The organism is Nonomuraea sp. NPDC002799 (genome assembly GCF_053592075.1).
Window position 1 is genome coordinate 71996 of sequence record NZ_JBSFVA010000035.1, and the last position, 20250, is coordinate 92245.

The window sequence follows — 20250 nt, forward strand, 5'->3', positions numbered from 1 at the left end:
GCGTCACTCCCCTTGCGTGGTGGTCGCCGACGCGTCGGCGAGTCTCTCCAGTGCGCCGGCCTGCGCGGCCACGGTGGTGGCCTCGAACAGCACGCGCAGCGGTATGTCCAGGCCGAACAGCTCGCGCAGCCGGACGAGCAGGCGGGTGGCGAGCAGGGAATGGCCGCCCAGGCTGAAGAAGTCCTGCTCGGCGCCCACCCGTGGCACCCCGAGCACGGCGGACCACGACTCGGCGATGGCCTGCTCGACCGGGTTGCGCGGGGCGGTCTCCGCACCCGGCACGCTGAGGGCGGCCGGGTCCGGCTCGGGCAGCGCCCGGCGATCGACCTTCTTGCTCGCGTTGAGCGGCAGCTCGGCGAGCGTCATCCAGCCGCCGGGCACCATGTAGTCGGGCAGCCGTGCGCGCAGATGGTCGCGCAGGTCCTGGTGCGAGCAGGCGGCTCCGGCCCGGAGCACCACGTACGCCACCAGGCGGCGATCGCCGGGAGCCGGCTCGCGCACCGCCACGGCCGCCGCCTGGATCGCGGGGTGGCTCGCCAGCGCGGCCTCGATCTCGCCCAGCTCGATCCGGAAGCCGCGCACCTTCACCTGCGTGTCGATGCGGCCGAGGAACTCGATGACCCCGTCCGGGCGGTGCCTGGCGTAGTCGCCGGTGCGGTAGAGCCGCCCGCCGGGCGACCGGCCGAACGGGTCGGGCACGAACCGGTCCGCGGTCAGGCCCGGCCCGCGGAAGTAGCCCCGGCTCAGGCGGGCTCCGCCCAGGCACAACTCGCCCGTCGCGCCGGGGGGCACGGGGTTGAGCGCGTCGTCGAGCACGTACGCCGTGGTGCCGGGCACCGGGCGGCCGATGGGGACGTAGCTCTCGGGGGGCCGCGCGGACGCCTCCTCCGGGGTCACCCGGTGGGTCACGGAGACGATCGTGGTCTCCGTGGGCCCGTAGGAGCAGACGAACTCGCCCGGCAGGGCGGCCGCGTACCAGCGCCGCGCGGCGTCGTAGGTCACGGCCTCGCCGCCGACCTGGAGCAGCCGCAGGTCCTTGAGCCTCGGGTCGCCGTGCCGTACGCCGTCCATGACCTCCCGGAGGTAGGCGGGCGTGAGGAACACGTTCGTCACGCCGTTCTCCGCCAGGCGGCCGGGGGCCTCCGACGGCGCCCAGAACCGCTGGGCGTCGCTGATCACCAGCGTGCCGCCGATCAGCAGGATGACGCCCAGTTGCTCCATGGCCAGGTCGAAGGTGAGCGCCGACAGCAGCACGGCGCGGTCGCCCGCGTGCAGGCCGTGGTGCCTGGCCGCGACCCGGCAGTGGTGGGTGTAGGCGCTGTGCGGGATCATGACGGCCTTGGGCCGGCCGGTCGAGCCGGACGTGTAGATCATGTACGCGAGCCGGTCCGGGTCGCCGGGGGGCAGCGCGGCGGGGGGCGCCGGCTCCGGGGAGTCGGCCACCAGGACGGGCACCCCGACCGCGCCGAGCCGGTCCCGGAGGCGTTCCTCGGTGATCAGCAGCGCCGGCCGGAGGTCGGCCAGGATCAGGGCGAGGCGCTCGGCGGGCTGTCCCGTTCCCAGCGGCACGTACACCCCGCCCGCCCGGAGCACCGCCAGCAGCACGACCACGACGGAGGGCGTCCGCTCCAGGTGCACCGCGACCGGGGACTCCGGCCGCACGCCCCCCGCCACCAGCCTGCGGGCCAGAGCCTCACTGCGCTCGGCCACCTCCCGGTAGGTGAGGCGCTCGCCGTCCGCGACGACGGCCACCGCGCCGGGGGTGCGCGCCGCCTGCGCGGCGAACGCCTCGTGCAGGCACTCACCGGCGCCCAGCCCGTCACCCCAGTCCGCCGTCCTGCTCCACTCGTCCACCAGCCGGTGGCCGGCCTCGTCCAGGAGCTCCAGCCGGCTGACCGGACGGTGCGGCCCGGCCGCGGCGGAGGCGGCGAGGGTGCGGAAGTGCCCGGCCAGCCGCCGGGCCGTGGCCTCGTCGAACAGCGACGTGGCGTACTCCAGCTCGCCGGAGTAACCGCCGCCGGGCTCGGCCACCAGCGTGAGCGTCAGGTCGAACTTCGCGGTGGTCCGCGCGGCCGCGACCCGCCGCGCCTCCAGGCCCGGCAGGGCCGGCCGCTCGGGAACGGTCTCGCGCACCTCCATCAGCACATCCACCAGCGGCGAGCGCGACGGGTCGCGCTGCGGCGCCAGCTCCTCCACCAGCCGGTCGAAGGGCAGCTCATGCCCGAGCCCGTCGAGCACCTCCGCCCGCACCCGGTCGATCAACTGCTCCATCGCCGGGTCCCCGGCCCGGTCGACGCGGACGACGACGGTGTTGACGAAGAAGCCGACGACGTCCTCCAGTTCGGGGCGGTTCCGGTCGGCCACCGGAATGCCGATGGCCAGGTCGTCCGTGCCCGCGTAGCGGCCGAGCAGGGCGCCGAACACGCTCAGGAACGTCATGAACGCGGTCGCCCCGCGCCGCCTGCCCAGCTCCACCAGCGGCCGCGCGATCTCGGCCGGGAGGCGGAAACCGATCGCCGCGCCCCGGTCGTCCCTGGTCAGCGGGCGCGGCCGGTCGGTGGGCAGGCTCAGCGGGGGCAGCCCGGCCAGCCGCTCGCGCCAGTGGGCCAGCCGGGCGGCCACGAGGTCGCCGGTGAGGTGCGAACGCTGCCACGCCGCGTAGTCGGCGTACTGCAGCGGTGGCGGGCCGAGCGCCGCCGGCCGGCCCGCCACCCGTGCCCCGTACAGCTCGGTGAGCTCGCGGGCCAGGATCTCCTCGGACCAGGCGTCGCCCGCGATGTGGTGCATGGCCAGCAGGAACACGTGGTCGTCCGGGCCGACCCTGATCAGGTGCGGCCGGGCCGGGCCGTCGTGACGCAGGTCGAACGGCCGGTCGGCGAGCTCCCTGACGAGCGCGGGCAACTCCCGGCCACCCAGGTCGGCGACCGGCAGCGGAACCGCCCCCGGCGGGTCGACGACCTGCGCGGGCTCCCCTCCGGGGCCGGTCACGTAGCGGGTCCGGAGCGCGCCGTGACGGGCGAACAGCTCGGTCAGCGCGCCTTCCAGCGCCGCCACGTCGAGACGGCCGGTCAGACGGTACGCCCACGTCAGGTGGTATCGGGAGCTGCCCGGGTCGAGCAGGTCCAGGAACCAGAGCCGTTGCTGGGCGTAGGAGAGCGGGCCGGGACCCGCGTCGTCCGCCCGCCGGGCGATCCGGCCGCTCTGCCGCCCGTCGAGCGTGCCGATCCTGGCGGCCAGCGCCGCGGCCGTGCGGTCCTCGAAGACGGCCCGTACCGGCAGGTCCACGCCGTGCGCGGCGCCCAGCCGGCCGGCGATCCTGATCGCCAGCAGCGAGTGGCCGCCGAGCTCGAAGAAGTCGTCGCTCCGGCCCACGGCGTCGAGCCCCAGCACCTCGGCCATGGTCGCGGTGACGGCGCGTTCGAGCGGGGTGCGCGGCGGCGTCACGGTCCCGCCCGCGCGGACGCCGCCGGGGTCGGGCAGGGCCGCGCGGTCGATCTTGCCGCTGGAGGTGCGGGGCAACCGGTCCAGGGTGACGAACGCCGAGGGCACGAACGCCTCCGGCAGCCGCTCCAGCAGGAACGCGCGCGGCGTGGGGTGCGCGGGGGCGCCTTCGCGCGGTATGGGGAGCCCGGGGACATCCTCGCGCGGTACCACGTACCCGATGAGGCGGGGCTGGCCGTCCGGTCCCGGGCGGGCCGCCACGACGGCGGCGGCGAGGCCGGGATGCCGGCCGAGCACGGTCTCCACCTCACCCAGCTCGACCCGGACGCCGCGGATCTTGACCTGGTGGTCGGCCCGCCCCACGAACGTCAGCACCCCGTCCGGCCCGCGCCGCACCATGTCGCCGGTCCGGTAGGCGCGGGACCCGGGCGGCCCGTACGGGTCGGGCACGAACCGGTCCGCCGTCAGCCCGGCCCTGCCCAGATAGCCTCTGGCCAGCCCGTCCCCGGCGACGTGCAGCTCGCCCGGCACCCCGAAGGGCGCCGGCCGCCCGTCCGGCGCGCACACGACGGCCCGCGTGTTGTCCAGCGGCCTGCCGATCGGGACGACGCCGGGGTCACCGCCTGGTGTGTGCGCCCACGCCGTCACGTCGATCGAGCACTCGGTCGGCCCATAGGTGTTGACCACGGCGGTGGTCAGGCGGGCGGCCAGCCGGTCGGCCAGCTCCACGGGCAGCGGCTCGCCTGCGGAGAACAGGAGGCGCAGGGACGCACACCGTTCGAGCCCGCGCTGGTCGGCCAGCGTCCGCAGGAACGACGGCACGCCCTGCAGCACCGTGATCCGCCCGGCCACCAGCGCCTCGACCATGAGCCCCGGGTCGCGCTCGGTGCCGTCCGGCGGCAGCACCACCGTGCCGCCGGACACCAGCGGACCCAGGAACTCCCACACGGAGGCGTCGAAGGTGAGGGAGGTCTTCTGCAGCAGCCGGTCGGCGGAGCCGAGGGCGTGCCGGCGCACGGTCCACAACACCCGGTTGCGGATCCCGCGATGCGTGACCCCCACGCCCTTGGGCCTGCCCGTGGACCCGGAGGTGTAGATGACGTACGCCAGGCCGTCCGGGTCGGTGGCGGCGGGCGCGCGGTCTCCGGGCTGGATCGCGGCGGCGGTACACGCGGCCGACAGGGCCAGCACGGGCACGCCGTGCCCCGGCCCCGGCTCCCCCGCGCCTTCGACGATGACCAGCTTCGCGGCGGAGTCCCGCAGCGTCCAAGCCAGTCGTTCGGCCGGATGGGAGGCGTCGAGCGGCAGGTAGGCGGCGCCCGCGCGCAGCACGGCGAGCAGGGTGACGACCAGGCCGGGCCGGCGCGGCAGGCAGACACCGACGACGTCGTCACGGCGTACGCCGAGGTCGCGCAGGTGGTGCGCCAGCCGGTTGGCCTGCTCGTCCAGCTCCCGGTAGCGGAGCACCTCTCCCCCGCACTCCACCGCGACGTGCTCCGGGGCCGACGCGGCCTGGCGGGCGATCAGCTCAGGCAGCCCGGCCTCGGGTCGGGTGACGACGGGCCCGTTCGCGCCGGTGGTGAGCGCGTGCAGCTCCCGTTCGGCGAGGAGCTTCAGGTCGCTCAGCGTGGTGGCCGGGTCCGTGGCGGACTCCAGCAGCCCGAGGTAGTGGCGTCCGAGTCGCTCCACGGTGTCCTGGTCGTACAGGGCGGTGGCGTACTCGATCTCCGCGTTCAGGCCGCCGTCGGCCCGTCGCGTCAGCTCCAGCGTCAGGTCGAACTTGGCGGTGCGCGACGGCAGCGGCTCGGCGGAGACGTCCAGCCCCCGCAGGTCGTAGCGCTCCTCCCCCTCTTCGCGGAAGGCGAACAGGAGCTGGAACAGCGGGTGCCCGGACAGCCGCCGCTCCGGCGCCAGCTCCTCGACCAGCCGCTCGAACGGCAGCCCGGCATGCTCGTACGCCTGGGTGGCGACCTCACGCACCCGTTCGAGCAGGCTGCCGAACGACGGGTCGCCGCTCAGGTCGGCCCGCATGACGACGGTGTTGACGAAGTAGCCGACGAGGTCCTCGGTGCCGGGCTGGTCGCGCCCGGACAGCGGCACTCCGACCGCCACGTCGTCCCGGCCCGTGTACCGGGCCACGAGCGCCAGGAAGCCGGCCAGGTACGTCATGAACGGCGTGACCCGCGCCCGCTCCCCCACCCGCGCGAGCCGGCCGGCCAGCGCGGGCGGCACCTCGAACCGCACGACCGCGCCCCGATGGTCGTTGATCGCCGGTCGCGGCCGGTCCGCCGGCAGCTCGGCCGGCTCCAGTCCGGCCAGGCGCGCACGCCAGTACTCCAGGGACGCGTGCAGCACCGGTTCGGTGAGCTGTCCGCGCTGCCAGGCGGCGAAGTCCGCGTACTGGACGCGCGGCGCGGGGAGTTCCGCACCCGCGTAGGCGGCGGCCAGGTCGGCGGCGATGATCCCGCTCGACCAGCCGTCCGTGGCGATGTGGTGGGTGACGAGGACGAGCACGTGCTCGTCGGGCGCGACACGTACCAGCCTGGCCCGCAGCACGGGGCCGCGCTCCAGGTCGGCCGGGGTCGCCAGCTCCGCATCGAGCACCGCCCGCGGGTCGCCGCTCTCGACGGTGGGGAACGGTTGCGGCGGCGGATCCACGACCTGCACGGGCTCGCCGTCCTGATCCGGGACATAGCGGGTGCGCAGGATCTCGTGCCGCCCCACCACCTGGGCGAACGCCCGTCCGAGCGCGTCGGCGTCCAGCGGGCCCCGTAACCGCAGCGCCACCGCGACGAGATAGTCCGTACTCCCGGGCCGCAGCCGGTCCAGCACCCACAGGCCCCGCTGGGCGAACGACAAGGGCAGGGGGCGGGAGCGGTCCGCCGGAGTGATGAGGGCGGGTGCGGGGAGGACGGGCATGGGTACGGCGGCGCGCGCGGCGGCCAGTTCGGCGAGGGCGGACACCGTCGGAGCGGCGAACAGGTCCCGCACCGTGAGCGGCTGCGGGAACCGTCCGCGCAGCCTGGCCACCGCCCGGGTGGCCAGGATGGACTGGCCGCCGAGCGTGAAGAAGTCGTCCAGCAGGCCCACGCGCTCCACTCCGAGCACCTCGGCCCACACCTCGGCGATCATCCGCTCGGCCGGGGTGGCGGGCGCGACGTAGCCGGTCGCGTTCACCTCCGGCGGGGCGAGGCGGGGCAGCGCGCGCCGGTCCACCTTGCCGTTGCCGAGCAGCGGCAACGCGCCGAGCGTCCCCCAGAGCGTGGGCACCAGGTGGGCGGGCAGCCGGTCGGCCGCGTACTCCCGCACCTCGGCGAGGCGCTCGCCGGTGCCGGCGGTGACGACGCGCGCGGCCAGTCGCGGGTTGCCGGGATCGGCGAGGACGACGTGCGCGGCCAGTCGCGGGTTGCCGGGATCGGACCGGTCGAGTACGACGGCGGCGGCGCGCACCGCCGGATGCCCGGCCAGCACCGCCTCGACCTCCCCCGGCTCGGCCCGGTACCCGTTGATCTTGACCTGCTGGTCCGCACGGCCCCGGAAGACCAGCAGGCCGTTCGCCCCGATCCGGGCGAGATCCCCCGTTCGATACAGCCGCGCCCCCGGCTCTCCGGCGAACGGATCGGGCACGAACCGGTCCGCGGTCAGCAGCGGATCGCCCAGATAGCCGCGCCCCACCCCGCGACCACCCACGTAGATCTCACCCACGACGCCGGGCGGCACCGGTCCCATGGCCTCGTCCAGCACATGCACGGTGACGCCGGGCAGCGGCCGGCCGATGGGGACCGGTCCGGGCCGTGCGTCCCCCGCGGCCACCTCGTGCGCGCAGCAGGCGACGGAGGTCTCGCTGGGCCCGTAGCTGTTCACGACCCGCGTGCCGGGAGCGTGGACCGCCCAGGCGGCCAGGTGCTCCCCGCGCAGTTCCTCACCGCCGATCACCAGGCACCGGGCGGCGCGGGCCAGCGCCTCCGGGGGCGTCGACACGGTCAGCAGGCTCAGGTGGGTGGGGGTCAGCTTGAGCGTGCCGAACGGCTCGTCGCCCAGCGCCGCCACGAGCGCCTCCACGCCCGCGGCCTCATCGACCAGCCGGACCGGCGCGCCGGACGCCAGCGTGGGATAGAGCGAGGTGAGCGCCAAGTCGTAGGCGATGGAGGTGTGCAGCGGCGAGCCGGACCCTGCCTCGGGCCGCAGGTCACGGCGCGCCCAACGGGTGTAGTTCGCCAGGCCGCCGTGCGTGATCATGGCTCCCTTGGGCCGCCCGGTGGAGCCCGAGGTGTACACCACGTACGCCAGGTCGTCCGGGCTCAGCTCCACCTCGGGAGCCGTCGATGGGCATGCGTCGATGGCGACCCGCTCAACCGCCCCGCCCAGCGCCACCACCCGCACCCCGTCCGGCAGGGGCGGTGTCGCCGCGGAGGCGGCGATGAGCAGCGGTGCCGCGCAGTCGGCCAGCGCCTGGCGGAGCCGTGCGGCCGGATGCGCCGGATCGAGCGGAACGTACGCGGCGCCGGCCTTGAGCACACCCAGCAGGGCCACGATCAGGTCGGGCGTCCTCGGCAACCACACCGCGACGAGGTCGCCGCGCCGGACCCCCAGGTCCCGCAGCCGGTGCGCCAGCCGATTGGCCCGCCGCTCCAGCTCGCGGAAGGTGAGGTCGCCCGCCTCCCGGCCGGCCGCCCGGACGGCGGTCGCGTCACCGGCGGCATGCGGGGCGATCAGATCCAGGACGGTGCCGCGATCGCCGTCCGGTACGAGGTCCGCGGGCCTCAACTGCTCCAGCTGCCGCCTCCCCGTCCCCGTCCCCGGACTGCCGATCGTCGGCGTCGGCGAGGGGAGCAGGGGGAGGCGGCGGACCGGGGTCTCCGGGGCCGTGGCGGCAGCCTCCAGCAGGCGGACGAAACCGTCGGCGAGACCGGTCGCGGACGTCTGGGCGTAGCGGTGGGCCGCGTACTCGATGCGGCCGGACAAGGTGCCGTCGGTGCGGCGCGTCAGGTGGCAGGTGAGGTCGAACTTGGCTTCCGCCGGCCCGGGCGTGCCCACGTCGGCCAGGTGCGGCGACTCCTCGTGCCAGACGAACATCACGGAGAACAGCGGGTTCCGCGCCGGGCCCCGGTGCGCCGCTAGAGCTTCGACGACCAGCTCGAACGGCGCCTCGGCGTGCGCGCGCGCGTCCGCCACCGCGTCGCGGACCTGCGTCAGGAGGCCGGTGAACGAGGTACGCCCGGCCATGTCGGCCCGGATCACGACGGTGTTGACGAACAGGCCGGCCACGTCGTCCAGTTCCGGCCGGTCCCTGAGGGAGATCGGCACGCCGACAGCCACGTCCTCCTGCCCGGTGTAGCGGCTGAGCACGCCGAGGAAGCCGGCCAGCGAGGTCATGAACGGCGTCGCCGCGTGACGGCTACCGACCTGTGCGAGGCGAGCGGCCAGCGGCGCCGAAACCTCAAAGGCAACCGACCCAGCGGGACGCCGCCGCTCACCGAGCGGGTGATCGGCGGGCGGGTAATCGGTGGGCAGGTGATCGGCAAGCGGGCGATCGGCGGGCGGGCCATCACCGAGCGGATGATCGGCGGGCAGCTCGGTGACACCGCAGCCGGCGAGGCGCTCGTGCCAATAGTGCAACTGCGGCTCCAGTGCCGGGCGCGTCAGCCGGGTGCGCTGCCAGGCCGCATAGTCCGCGTACCGGACCGGCGGCGGCGAGAGCTCGCGACCCGCGTATGCCGCGAGCAGGTCCCCGGCCAGCACGTCGTGGGTGCGGTCGTCAGTGGCGATGTGATGCAGGACGAACAGCACGATGTGCTCGCCGGTCCCTGTGCGGACGACACGCACGCGAACCGGCGGTGCGGACGACAGATCGAAGGGACGGGCCAGCTCGGCGGCGAGCACCATAGCGGGCTCGGCCACGACGGGCTCGACCATGACGCGCTCGGCCGCCACAGGCTCGACCGCCACGGGCTCGACGATTTGCCCGGGCTCGCCGTCCGGGCCCGTGACATAGCGGGTGCGGAGGGTCTCGTGGCGGGTCAGGAGGCGGGTCAGCGTGGTGCGGAGCCGTTCGAGGTCGAAGGGCTCGGGCAGCCGGACGGCGAACGACTCCAGGTACGCGGTGCCCTCAGGGTCGAGCTGCTGGAGGAACCACATGCGGCGCTGCTCGAACGACAGCGGCGGCGCGCCGGTCCCGGTCGCCGCCGGCAGCGGCGGACGGGCGTGGCCCGCCTTCTCCAAGCGGGCGGCCAGGGCCTCGACGGTACGGGCCGCGAACAGCTCCGCCACCGGCAGCTCCACCTGCCACTCGACGCTCAGAGCGCCGGTCACCCGCACGGCGGACAGCGAATGGCCGCCGAGGACGAAGAAGTCCGCGGTCGCGGGCACGGCCGGGAGTCCGAGCTCACGGGCGAACGCCCAGGCCACGGCCTGCTCCGCCGCGCTCTCGGGCGCGCGGCCCCCGGTCGGCGCCGAGGGCGGCAGCGCGCGCAGGGCGGCGCGGTCGATCTTGCCGTTGGGGGTCAGAGGAAACACGGCGACGACGATGAAGTCTGCGGGCACGAGGTAGGACGGCAGGACGCGCGCGCAGTGGTCGTAGAGCTCACCGGGCGCGGGCGGCGCGGCGGCGTCCGCAGGCTGAACGTAGGCGACCAGACGCGGATCATCACCACCAGCCGAGACGACATCCGCAAACCGACCGTAAGCGACCGGATCCGGATCATCGCCGGCGGCGGAGGTGGTGTGGACAACTGCCTGGACGACCGCGAAGCGCACGCCTTCGTGGGTGGCGAGCACTCCCTCGATCTCGCCGGGCTCGATGCGGTGGCCGCGGATCTTGATCTGGTCGTCGGCGCGGCCGCGGATCTCGATCCTCCCGTCCGGGTGCCGGGTGGCGAGGTCGCCGGTGCGGTAGAGGCGGGTCCCGGGTGACGCGGCGAAGGGGTCGGGGATGAAGCGGTCTGCGGTCAGGGATGTGCGGGCGTGGTAACCGAGCGCCACGCCGTCGCCACCGATGTAGAGCTCCCCGTCCGGGGTGGGCCGCAGGTGGGCGTCGAGAACGTGCAGCGTGGTGTCGGCGACGGGCGCGAAGTCGTGTACCCGGCCGTCCTCCAGGCGTGCGACGGACGACCAGATCGTGGTCTCGGTGGGGCCGTACAGGTCCCAAAGGCGCGTGCCGATCGCGCAGAGGCGGCGGGCCAGTTCGGGCGGCAGGCGTTCGCCGCCGCACAGGGCGGTGAAGCCCGGCGGCGGGGTCCAGCCGGCGTCGAGGAGCAGCCGCCAGGTGGCCGGAGTCGCCTGCATGACCGTCGCGGCGATGCGGGCGAGCAGGGCCATCAGCCGGTCCGGGTCGCGGGCGTCGGCGGGCCCGGCCATCACCACCCGGCCGCCGACGACCAGCGGCAAAAAGAGCTCCAGTGCGGCGATGTCGAACGCCACGGTGGTCAGCGCGGGGAACGCGGTCCCCGGGGCGAGGCCGGGGCGCTCGCTCATGGAGCACACGAAGTTGGCGAGGGCGCGCTGCGTCACCAGCACGCCCTTGGGCCGCCCGGTCGAGCCCGAGGTGTAGATGAGGTAGGCCGGATCATCCGGGTGCACCGGGCCCGGACCATCCGCGCTGCCGGCGGGCTCACCGAGGTCCTCCGCGCGGCCGGCAGGTTCGCCGAGGTCCTCCATGCGGCCGGCAGGCTCGCCGAGGTCCTCCATCTGGACGACGGACCGCACGGCGGTCGCCTCCGTGGGCGGGGCGGGAGTGGTGGCCGTCGTGATCAGCACCCGTGTGCCCGAGTCCGCCAGCATGTACGCCAGCCGCTCCCCCGGGTGCTCCGGGTCGAGCGGGAGGTAGGCGGCCCCGGCCAGGTGGACGCCGATGAGCGCGGCCACGAGCTCCACCCCGCGCGGCAGCACCACGGCCACCGGTTCGGCGCGCCGGACGCCCTCTGCGCGCAGGCGCTCCGCGAGGGCGCCCGCGAGGTCCATGAGCTCGGCGTACGTGAGCGACCGCGATCCGCACTCGACCGCCACGGCCTGCGGACTCCGAGCCGCCCGCTCCGCGATCAACTCGCAGACGAGCAGGCCGGAGACCGGCGGGCCGGCTACAGGCAGGCCGGCTACAGGCGGCCCGGAGACGAGCGGGCCAGAAGCAGGCGGGCCAGAGACAGGCTGCTCATGGACAGGCTGCTCATGGACGGGCTGCTCATGGACGGGCTGCTCATGGACGGGCTGCTCATGGACGGGGATCGGCGAAGACATCGGGTGACCTCTCAGACGGACTCGGCGGCCATGCGGAGCCGGAGGCTGAGCGGGCGCATGTCAGTCCAGACCCGTTCGATGTGGTCCAGGCACTCCTGGCGGGTCCCCGAGACACCCTCGGCCCGCCACCCTGCGGGCAGCTCCCGGTCGGCGAACCAGACCGAGTACTGCTCCTCGTGGTTGACCACGACCAGGAACTTCTCCTCCGTGGACATCTCATCTCCTCAGCAGTGGGTCAAAAGGTCATGCCGCCCTGGCGCGGGTCGGCGAAGAAGCCGGGTACGTGCGTTCCCAGGCCGCGTGCGGCGGCCTCGTCCAAGACGTGGGCGGCCAGGGCCGCGTCGAGCGCGCCGAGCCCGAACGGCGAGAACACCGTGATCTCGGTGGCGGAGTAAGGCAGCGAGGCGGTCCCCGCCAGCAGGTCGCCGAGCTCGGCCGTGATGAAGTCCCGTCCGCCGGACCGCCGCGCGGCCAGGTCGAGGGAGGTGGCCTCGCGGCAGACGTGGTCGGTGTCGTCGACGACGTTCCGGGCGGCGAGGATCGACTCGGGGGTGAGGTCGCGCAGCGACACGTGCAGGACGACCGTGCCGGGCAGACACGCCTCGGTACCGAGGTGCGGCTCGATCGCCGTGGTGGCGAGGGCGACCAGACGGTGCGCGGCCATCGCCTCCCGCACGTCCTCGGTGACGGTCACCTTCGGCGCGTCCGGCCCGGCGAAACCCTCGCTGAGACCCTCGGCGAGGGCGGCGGCGCGCGAGCGGTCCACGTCGTACAGGGTGATCTCGCGCAGTCCTGGCAGCCGGGCCAGGAGGAACCGGAGGATCTCGTAGCCGATGACCCCGCAGCCGATCAGCGAGACCCCGCTGCGGACGCCGGCCGGCGCGCCGGCCGTGAGCGCGTCGGCGGCCACGGCGGCACTGGCGGCGGTCCGCCGGGCGGAGATGACCGCCCCTTCGAGCAGCGCCTCGGAGCGGCCGTCGGTCAGCGAGTTGAGCAGGATGGCGGCCGAGGCCCGCTCGCGGCCGGCGGCGACGTTGCCGGGAAAGGAGGCCACCCATTTGAGCGCGGCGACCGGACGCTCGCCGCCGACGTAGGCGGGCAGCGCGATGATGCGCTCCCGGGGCCGATCGGGGAAGCGCAGGAAGAGCGAGTGCGGCACCACGGTACGGCCGCGGGCGTGCTCGGCGTAGGTGCGCCCGACGATGCGGCAGACGGTGTCCTCCGCGCCCTCCAGCACATCGAGCACGTCGCTCCTGCCCAGAATCAACATGCCATCTGCTCCTTCCAGAGATGGGTGACGTCGCCGAACCTCTCCTCGACCCAGGAGTCGGAGTAGATGGTGTCCAGGTACCGCTCGCCACGGTCCGGCAGGAGCAGGACGCAGTTCGCCCCGGCCGGGAGGCCGGCCAGCCGCTGGGCGGCCGCGCTGACCACGGCGCCGGAGGAGCCGCCGCCCAGGATCGCCTCCGCGCCGACCAGCCGCCGGCAGCCGACCACGCAGTCCTGGTCGGTCATCCGCGCCACGGAGTGGGCGATGCCGTCGTAGTACAGCTCGGAGCGGAAGGCGGCGCCGTGGCCGGGGATGAGCCGCCGGCAGGTCCGCTCGCCGAAGATCGCGCTGCCCTCGGCGTCGACGGCGACGATGTGCGTGGAGAGCCCGCGCCCCGCGATGTAGCGGGCGCAGCCGTTGATGGTGCCGCAGGTGCCGGTGGCGACGAACAGGTAGTCCACCTCGCCGTGGAGCTGCTCGTCGATCTCCCGCATGATGCTCTCCTGGGCGCGGGCGTTGAGCGGGTTGGCGTACTGGTTGGGCCAGTAGGCGTTGGGCAGGTGCTCGATGAGCTCGCGCACGCGCCGGATCCGGGCCGACAGGAAGTCGCCCATGTCGTTGTCCGGCTCCCGCACGATGTCGACCTCGGCGCCGTACGCGGTCAGGATCGCCAGGTTCTGGGAGGTCATCTTGGGGTCGGCCACGCAGATGAAGCGCAGCCCGTGCCACAGGCACACCTGGGCCAGGCCGATGGCGAGGTTGCCGGAGCTGGACTCGACGACGGTGGACCGGCCGGGGACGAGTTCGCCGCGCTCCAGTGCGCCGAGCACCATGCCCATGGCCGAGCGGTCCTTCATGCTGCCGCCCGGGTTCACCGCCTCGAGCTTGGCGTAGAAGCGGGCCTCCGCCTTGCCGAAGAGGCGATCGAGGCGGACCAGCGGGGTCGCTCCGATGGTGGAGAGGATTCCCTCGCCGATTCGCGGATAATCTACTCCGCCGGACATCGCAACCTTTCCTGAGCACTTCTCGCACATTGTTCGCCCGCTATTCGCAGGCATTCGGCACGAAACTCGGGTCGCACTCTAACCAGCGCCTCCTGTAAACGGCAACAGCGACCGCGCATTGCCGCCCGGCCGCTGCTTGTGCATGATAAGTTCGGCCCTCGCCGAATTGCCAACACAAATACCCGGGAACAATTACCGGCATGTCCCGCCAGCGGGACGCACGGGCGCGGAAAACCTCAGGTCGGAGGGCCGATCTCCGCAGACCAGAAGGAGAATGCCGAGGATGACGACCGTTTCCCCCACCACCGCCGGACAGGTGAATGACATCCGGCCGATGACCGGCGCCGAATACCTGGATTCACTGCGCGACGGGCGTGCCGTTTATATCGGCGGCGAGCGCGTGGCGGACGTTACCAGCCACCCCGCTTTCCGCAATAGCGCCCGCTCGATCGCCCGGCTGTACGACGCGTTGCACGAACCCGAGGCGGCCGGCACCCTGCGTGTGCCCACCGACACGGGAAACGGCGGATTCACCCACCCCTACTTCAGGACCGCCCGGTCCGCGGCCGACCTGGTGGTGGCGCGCGACGCGATCGTGGCCTGGCAGCGGCACGTCTACGGCTGGATGGGCCGCACCCCGGACTACAAGGCGGGCTTCTTCGGCACGCTGGAGGCCAACGCGGACTTCTACGGCCCGTTCCGCGACAACGCGCTGCGCTGGTACAAGGAGGCGCAGGAGCGGGTGCTCTACTTCAACCACGCCATCGCCCATCCCCCCGTCGACCGGGACCGCCCGGCCGACCGGACGGCGGACGTGTGCGTGCACGTCGAGGAGGAGACCGACTCCGGCCTGATCGTATCCGGCGCGAAGGTCGTCGCCACCGGCTCGGCCCTCACGAACGCCAACTTCATCGCCCACTTCGGCCTGCCCATCAGGGACAAGAGGTTCGGGCTGGTGTTCACCACGCCGACCAGCGCCCCCGGGCTCAAGCTGCTCTGCCGCTCCTCCTACGAGTGGGCGGCGGCGGCCCAGGGCAGCCCGTTCGACTACCCGCTGTCCAGCCGCATGGACGAGAACGACGCCATCATGGTCTTCGACCGGGTGCACGTGCCCTGGGAGAACGTCTTCATGTACGACGCCGGCGCGGCGAACTCGTTCGCGGCCGGCTCCGGCGTGCAGGAGCGGTTCACCTTCCACGGCTGCGCCCGACTGGCCGTCAAGCTCGACTTCATCGCCGGGTGCGTGCTGAAGGGCATCGAGGCGACCGGCGTCTCGACCTTCCGCGGGGTGCAGGCGCAGGTGGGCGAGATCCTCAACTGGCGCGACCTGTTCTGGGGGTTGTCGGAGGCGATGGCCAGGTCACCGATGCCCTGGCACGGCGGCGCCGTCCAGCCGAACCTCAACTTCGCCATGGCGTACCGCACGTTCATGGGCGTCGGCTATCCGCGCGTGCGGGAGATCATCCTGAAGACGCTCGGCAGCGGCCTGATCTATCTCAACTCGCACGCCGACGACTGGAAGAACCCCGAGGTCCGGCCCTACCTGGACCGTTATCTGCGCGGCTCGCGCGGGATGGAGGCCGTGGACCGGGTCAAGCTGCTCAAGCTGCTCTGGGACTGCGTGGGGACCGAGTTCGCCGGGCGGCACGAGCTCTATGAGCGCTCGTACGCGGGCGACCACGAGGGCATCCGCGTGCAGACGCTGCAGGCGTACCAGGCCAGCGGGCAGGCGCAGGCGCTGAAGGGCTTCGCCGAGCAGTGCCTGGCCGAGTACGACCTCGACGGCTGGACCCGTCCGGACCTGATCGGCCCGGGGAGCGGCCGGTGAGCGTCGTGGAGGACGAGAAGGCGGACGCGGGCCCGGCGCCCACCGGCCCGCCGCCGGCGGCGTGGCGGCCGGTGGGCGCCATCGCGGCGGCCGTCGCCGCGCTGCTCCTGCTCACCGTCCACCGCTACGGCCACAGCATGGACGAGCTGTACTTCGTCGCGGCCGGCCGCCACCTCGACTGGGGTTACGCCGACCAGCCGCCGTTCGTGCCGCTGCTGGCGCACCTCATGGACACGCTCGTCCCCGGCTCGCTGTTCTGGCTGCGCGTGCCCGACGCGCTGGCGGTCGCGGCCGGGGTGGTGGTGTGCGCGCTCATCGCGCGCGAGCTCGGCGGCCGGGGCCGGGCCCAGGTCATGGCGGCGGCGGCGTTCGCGATCGCCTTCCTCAACCATGGCGGGCAGCTGGACACCGGCACGTTCAACCTCGTGTTGTGGACGTTGTGCGGGTGGCTGGTGACGCGATGGGTCCGCCTGCACGCCGAGGGCGCGCGCGGGCCGGCCGCCGACCTGCCGTTGTTGTGGGCGGGCGTGGCCACGGCGGTGGCGCTGCAGGTCAAGTTCCTGATCCCGATCTTCTGGGCGGGGATCGCGGCCGGGGTGCTGGCGGCCGGGCCGCGGCGGATGCTGACGCGGCCGCTGCTGTGGGCGGGCGCGGCGGTCGCGGTGGCGGCCACGGTCCCCGGGCTGGTCTGGCAGGCGGCCAACGGCTGGCCGCAGGCGGAGATGACCGCGGTGTTGTCGGAGGAGACCGAGCTGATGTGGGGCGGCCGCCTGGCCTTCCTGCCGCAGACGCTGGCCACGATGGGCCTGGTCATCGGGACGGTGCTGGGATGTTACGGCCTGTGGAAGCTGCTGCGCTCGCCCGAGCTGCGCCCGCATCGTTACCTGGGGTGGGCCGCCCTGGTGGTGGTCGTCGCCGTGGTGGCGGCCAACGGGCGGTTCACGTACGTGACCGGGATCTTTCCCGTGCTGTTCGCGGCGGCGGCGGTGCAGCTGCAGGAACGGCGGCCGGCCCGCTGGTGGCGCTGGGTGCCGACGTGGCCGGTGTTCGCGCTGTCGGCGGCGCTGACGTTGCTGGGGTTGCCGATCGACGCCGCCTCGGAGGTCAAGCCGCCGACGTCGGTCGACGATCGGCGCGAGCGCTTCGACACGCTGGTGCAGTTCGGCTGGCCGGAGTTCGCCGACTCGGTCGCCCAGGTCCACCGGTCGCTGCCCGCGAACACCGCCGTCGTCACCAAGCTCTACTGGCAGGCCGGCGTGCTGGAGGTCATGGGCCCGGCCCGCGGCCTGCCGCGCCCCTACAGCCCGCACCGCGGCTACTGGCACTTCGGCCGGCCGGCGGATCAGCTGACCACGGTGTTGTACGTCGGCGGGTCGGAGCAGGACCTGCGCCGGCACTTCGGCGTGGTCAGGAGGGCGGGGACCGTGCGGGGCCGGGTGGGCATCGCGATCGGTACGCCGCTGTGGATCTGCGAGCGGCCACGGCTGCCCTGGTCCCGGTTGTGGCCGGAGCTGCGCAGTCTGACCCTGCGCTGACCGGCCCGTCGCCTGCCCGTCGAGCGCGGGCGGGCGGCGACCGTCCCGGACGGAAGGTCAGCGTGCAACGGCGGCGGCTCCCGTACGGCAGGTCAGTGCGGGACGGGGGCCGCCGCGCGGGGCGTGCCCGAGCGGATGTCGGCGTACACGGCCGTGTCCCCGATCTCGTCGATCAGCCGCGCCTGCCGCAGCGTGCCCTCCTGCTGGGCGCTCAGGTCCTCACCGTGCAGCACCGCCCGCGCGAACGCCGCGATCACGTTGGCGAACTGGTGGTCGGCGGGCAGCACGAGCTCCTCGCGGCTGTCCTGGCGCTCGATGCGCAACACCGGGCGGTGGGTCTCCGGCGGGGTGAACACGCGGTCGAGCAGGATCTGCCCCGTGCTGCCGAGCAGCCGGTAGGCGTTGTGGTAGGAGTGCTCCATCCCGAAGGTGAGCTGGGCCGCGACGCCGTCCGGGGTGCTCAGCAGCACGTTGCCCGACATCACGACGTCCAGCTCCGGGTCGTGCCGGAAGACCGCGCCGACGACCTGGAGGTCGCCGAGGAAGTAGAGCGCCGCCCGCACCGGGTAGCCGCCGAAGTCCAGGAACGCGCCGCCGCCGACCTCGCGCTGGTAGCGGATGTCGCCCTGCGGCTTGGGCGGGAAGGTGAAGGCGCCGGCGAAGCCGCGCAGCTCGCCGATGGCCCCGCCGGCGATCAGGTCACGGACGGCGGCGTGCTGGGAGTGGTGCAGGAACATGTAGTTCTCCAGCAGCACCAGGCCGCGCGCCCGGGCCAGCGCCACCAGCCGGGCGGTCTCGGTGTGGCTGCCGGTCATCGGCTTCTCCACCAGGACGTGCAGGCCGGCCCGCAGCGCCCGCTCCACCCACTCGGCGTGCAGCAGCGCCGGCAGCGGGATGTAGACCGCGTCGAGGTCGGCGCGCTCCAGCAGCGCCTCATACCCTTCGACGGGCACGCCGCCGAACCGCTCGGCGAAGCGCTCGGCCCGCCTCAGGTCCCGGCTGGCGACCGCCGCCACCTGCACCCGCGGATCGCCGGCCATCGCGGGCAGCGTCCGCCGCCAGGCGATGTCGGCGCAGCCCATGACCGCCATCCGCAGCCCGTCGGGGGTCCTGGCACTCATCAGATGAACTCCGCTCAACAGCAGGGGCAGGGGGCGTCAGTGCGGGCAGGGGACTGCCTTCAGCGCGGCGTAGTGGGCCAGGCAGTCCTCGTACGCGGGGAGCAGCCCCTGTGCGCGCGCCTCGGCCAGGGTGGGGGCGCCGGCGTCCTTCTCGGACATGATCGGGGGCTCGGTGAGCGGCCACGGGATGCCGATCGCGGGGTCGAGCGGGTCGATCTCGATCATGGTTCCGGGCATGTACGCCTCCGAACACACGTAGTTCATGCACGCGTCGTCGGTCAGTGCGAGGAAGGCGTGGCCGAGGCCGTCGGAGAGGTAGACGGAAACGCCGGAGTCCGCTTCCTGGCGGGTGGTCTCGTACCGGCCGTAGGTGGGCGAGCCCACCCGCAGGTCCACCACGACGTCGAGCACCGCCCCGCGCACGCACGTGACGAGCTTGGCCTGCCCGGGCGGCAGCGTGGTGCCGTGGATGCCGCGCAGGGTGTTGCGCCGGCTGGCCGACCAGTTCACCTGGCCGGTCACGAAGGGGTAGCCGATCGCGTCGGACAACACCCCGCCGCGGAAACCCTCCATGAAATAGCCGCGCACGTCGGGGTACTGCGGCGGGGTGAGCCGGAACGCGCCGGGTATCGACAGCTCGGTGATCGCGTTCTCCTGGAACATGGGGCGGGCTCCTCGGTTCGGTGCGGCGATCAGCTCGCCAGCTTCTCCAACAGGTTCACGACGTCCACCGGGTCGGGCTGCGCGGCGATCTCGGCGGCGACGCCGGCCGCGGCGGCCGCGTAGCCGGGATCGCCGAGGAGCTCGCGGCACCGCTCGGCCAGCTGCCCGGGCCCGGACTCACCGGGCGCGGGCCGGATTCCGGCGCCGGTCGCCGCCACCGCGTCGGCGTTGTCGAACTGGTCGTCGAATTGCGGGATGACGAGCTGCGGGCAGCCGGCGGACAGCGCCGTCAGCACGGTGCCGTGGCCGCCGTGGTTCACCAGCAGGTCGCAGACCCGCAGCACCTGCGCGAGCGGCAGCCGTCCGACGTGGTCGGCCGCGCCGGCGAGCTCCGGCCAGGCGGCCACGACCTGCTCCTCCGCGGCCACCACGACCTCGGCGCCGAGCCCCGACAGACGGTTCAGCAGGGGAAGGAGCAGGCCGCCGACCCGCTCGGCCCCGAGCCGCGGCACGACGGTGCCGAAGGTGACGCAGACGCGCCGGCGCGAGCGGGGGCGCAGCGCCCAGCCGGGCACCCGCCCCTCCCCCGAGTAGGGCACGTCCCTGATGCCGCGGTGCGGCGCCGCGTGCGGCCGCCGCATCCGCGGCGGCCAGGGGTTGAGCACCTCGGCGGGCTCGGGCGGCCGGGCGCCGAGCTCCTCGGCGGCGGCCGTGCCGTACTCCGCCAGTGGCGCGACGCCCCACTGGTACTCCACGTGCGGCACGCCGGCGGCCGCGGCGGCGAGCGGCCCGGCGAACTCGGCCCGCTCGCTCACGACCAGGTCAGGACGCCAGTCGTCCACCAGCGCCCGCGCGCCGGGCAGGCAACGGGCGGCGATGCGGCCGAACGCGTGCCCGTGGGCCCTCCTGCGGCCCGCGGAGTCCTCCGCCTCCGGCTCCTGACCCACCAGCTCGACGAAGCCGTCCGCGGCGCCGAGGGAGGCGACGGGCAGCCCGGTCGCGGCCACGACGGCGCAGAACGCCTCCGGCGCGCCGACCACGACCTCGTGACCGAGGACGCGCGCGGCCCAGGCCAGCGGCACCAGCGGGTGGAGATGCCCACGCAGCGGCGCGGTGGTGAACAGCAGGCGCATCGAAGACTCCGACTTCTTCTCCT

The 20250-nt window shown here is 74.0% G+C and carries 9 protein-coding genes; 2 read left to right on the forward strand and 7 right to left on the reverse strand.

The window, feature by feature from the left end:
* Positions 1-3: 3 nt before the first annotated feature.
* The 4 genes from ACWD0F_RS41340 to sbnA are packed head-to-tail and all read right to left on the reverse strand — an operon-like array spanning position 4 to position 13947.
* Positions 4-11673, reverse strand: a complete 11670-nt coding sequence (locus ACWD0F_RS41340) for an amino acid adenylation domain-containing protein (protein ID WP_449886773.1) — start codon at positions 11671-11673, stop codon at positions 4-6.
* An 11-nt stretch (positions 11674-11684) separates the two neighbouring features.
* Positions 11685-11888 (reverse strand): MbtH family protein, encoded by a 204-nt coding sequence (locus ACWD0F_RS41345; RefSeq protein ID WP_449886776.1) that lies wholly within the window; start codon positions 11886-11888, stop codon positions 11685-11687.
* A 20-nt stretch (positions 11889-11908) separates the two neighbouring features.
* On the reverse strand, positions 11909-12943 hold the full coding sequence (sbnB, locus tag ACWD0F_RS41350) for a 2,3-diaminopropionate biosynthesis protein SbnB (RefSeq protein WP_449886780.1): 1035 nt from the start codon (positions 12941-12943) through the stop codon (positions 11909-11911).
* A complete protein-coding gene (gene sbnA / locus ACWD0F_RS41355; RefSeq protein ID WP_449886783.1) occupies positions 12937-13947 on the reverse strand; it encodes a 2,3-diaminopropionate biosynthesis protein SbnA in 1011 nt (336 codons plus the stop codon). Before sbnA ends, sbnB begins: the two co-directional genes overlap by 7 nt.
* Positions 13948-14230: 283 nt before the next feature.
* Here sbnA and ACWD0F_RS41360 point away from each other — a divergent pair, with 283 nt between their 5' ends.
* Together ACWD0F_RS41360 and ACWD0F_RS41365 are read left to right on the forward strand one after the other, a co-directional pair.
* Positions 14231-15775: a 4-hydroxyphenylacetate 3-hydroxylase family protein gene (locus tag ACWD0F_RS41360; protein WP_449886786.1), complete on the forward strand. Its 1545-nt coding sequence runs from the start codon at positions 14231-14233 to the stop codon at positions 15773-15775.
* On the forward strand, positions 15772-17310 hold the full coding sequence (locus ACWD0F_RS41365) for a glycosyltransferase family 39 protein (protein ID WP_449886789.1): 1539 nt from the start codon (positions 15772-15774) through the stop codon (positions 17308-17310). The genes ACWD0F_RS41360 and ACWD0F_RS41365 overlap by 4 nt, the downstream gene beginning before the upstream one ends.
* 92 nt (positions 17311-17402) lie before the next feature.
* Here ACWD0F_RS41365 and ACWD0F_RS41370 read toward each other — a convergent pair whose 3' ends face one another.
* The 3 genes from ACWD0F_RS41370 to ACWD0F_RS41380 are packed head-to-tail and all read right to left on the reverse strand — an operon-like array spanning position 17403 to position 20227.
* Positions 17403-18431 carry a Gfo/Idh/MocA family protein gene (locus tag ACWD0F_RS41370; RefSeq protein WP_449886791.1) on the reverse strand — a complete coding sequence of 343 codons (1029 nt, stop codon included), beginning with the start codon at positions 18429-18431 and terminating at the stop codon, positions 17403-17405.
* A 36-nt stretch (positions 18432-18467) separates the two neighbouring features.
* Complete coding sequence (locus tag ACWD0F_RS41375) at positions 18468-19094, reverse strand: dTDP-4-dehydrorhamnose 3,5-epimerase family protein (protein WP_449886793.1); 627 nt, start codon at positions 19092-19094, stop codon at positions 18468-18470.
* Positions 19095-19123: 29 nt separating this feature from the next.
* Positions 19124-20227 carry a glycosyltransferase gene (locus ACWD0F_RS41380; RefSeq protein ID WP_449886796.1) on the reverse strand — a complete coding sequence of 368 codons (1104 nt, stop codon included), beginning with the start codon at positions 20225-20227 and terminating at the stop codon, positions 19124-19126.
* Positions 20228-20250 lie beyond the last annotated feature (23 nt).

Excerpts from the sequence above, each read along its gene's own strand:
- ACWD0F_RS41340 (WP_449886773.1), bottom strand. The coding sequence starts at position 11,673 with ATGTCTTCGCCGATCCCCGTCCATGAGCAGCCCGTCCATGAGCAGCCC.
- ACWD0F_RS41345 (WP_449886776.1), bottom strand. The coding sequence starts at position 11,888 with ATGTCCACGGAGGAGAAGTTCCTGGTCGTGGTCAACCACGAGGAGCAG.
- sbnB (WP_449886780.1), bottom strand. The coding sequence starts at position 12,943 with ATGTTGATTCTGGGCAGGAGCGACGTGCTCGATGTGCTGGAGGGCGCG.
- sbnA (WP_449886783.1), bottom strand. The coding sequence starts at position 13,947 with ATGTCCGGCGGAGTAGATTATCCGCGAATCGGCGAGGGAATCCTCTCC.
- ACWD0F_RS41360 (WP_449886786.1), top strand. The coding sequence starts at position 14,231 with ATGACGACCGTTTCCCCCACCACCGCCGGACAGGTGAATGACATCCGG.
- ACWD0F_RS41370 (WP_449886791.1), bottom strand. The coding sequence starts at position 18,431 with ATGAGTGCCAGGACCCCCGACGGGCTGCGGATGGCGGTCATGGGCTGC.
- ACWD0F_RS41375 (WP_449886793.1), bottom strand. The coding sequence starts at position 19,094 with ATGTTCCAGGAGAACGCGATCACCGAGCTGTCGATACCCGGCGCGTTC.
- ACWD0F_RS41380 (WP_449886796.1), bottom strand. The coding sequence starts at position 20,227 with ATGCGCCTGCTGTTCACCACCGCGCCGCTGCGTGGGCATCTCCACCCG.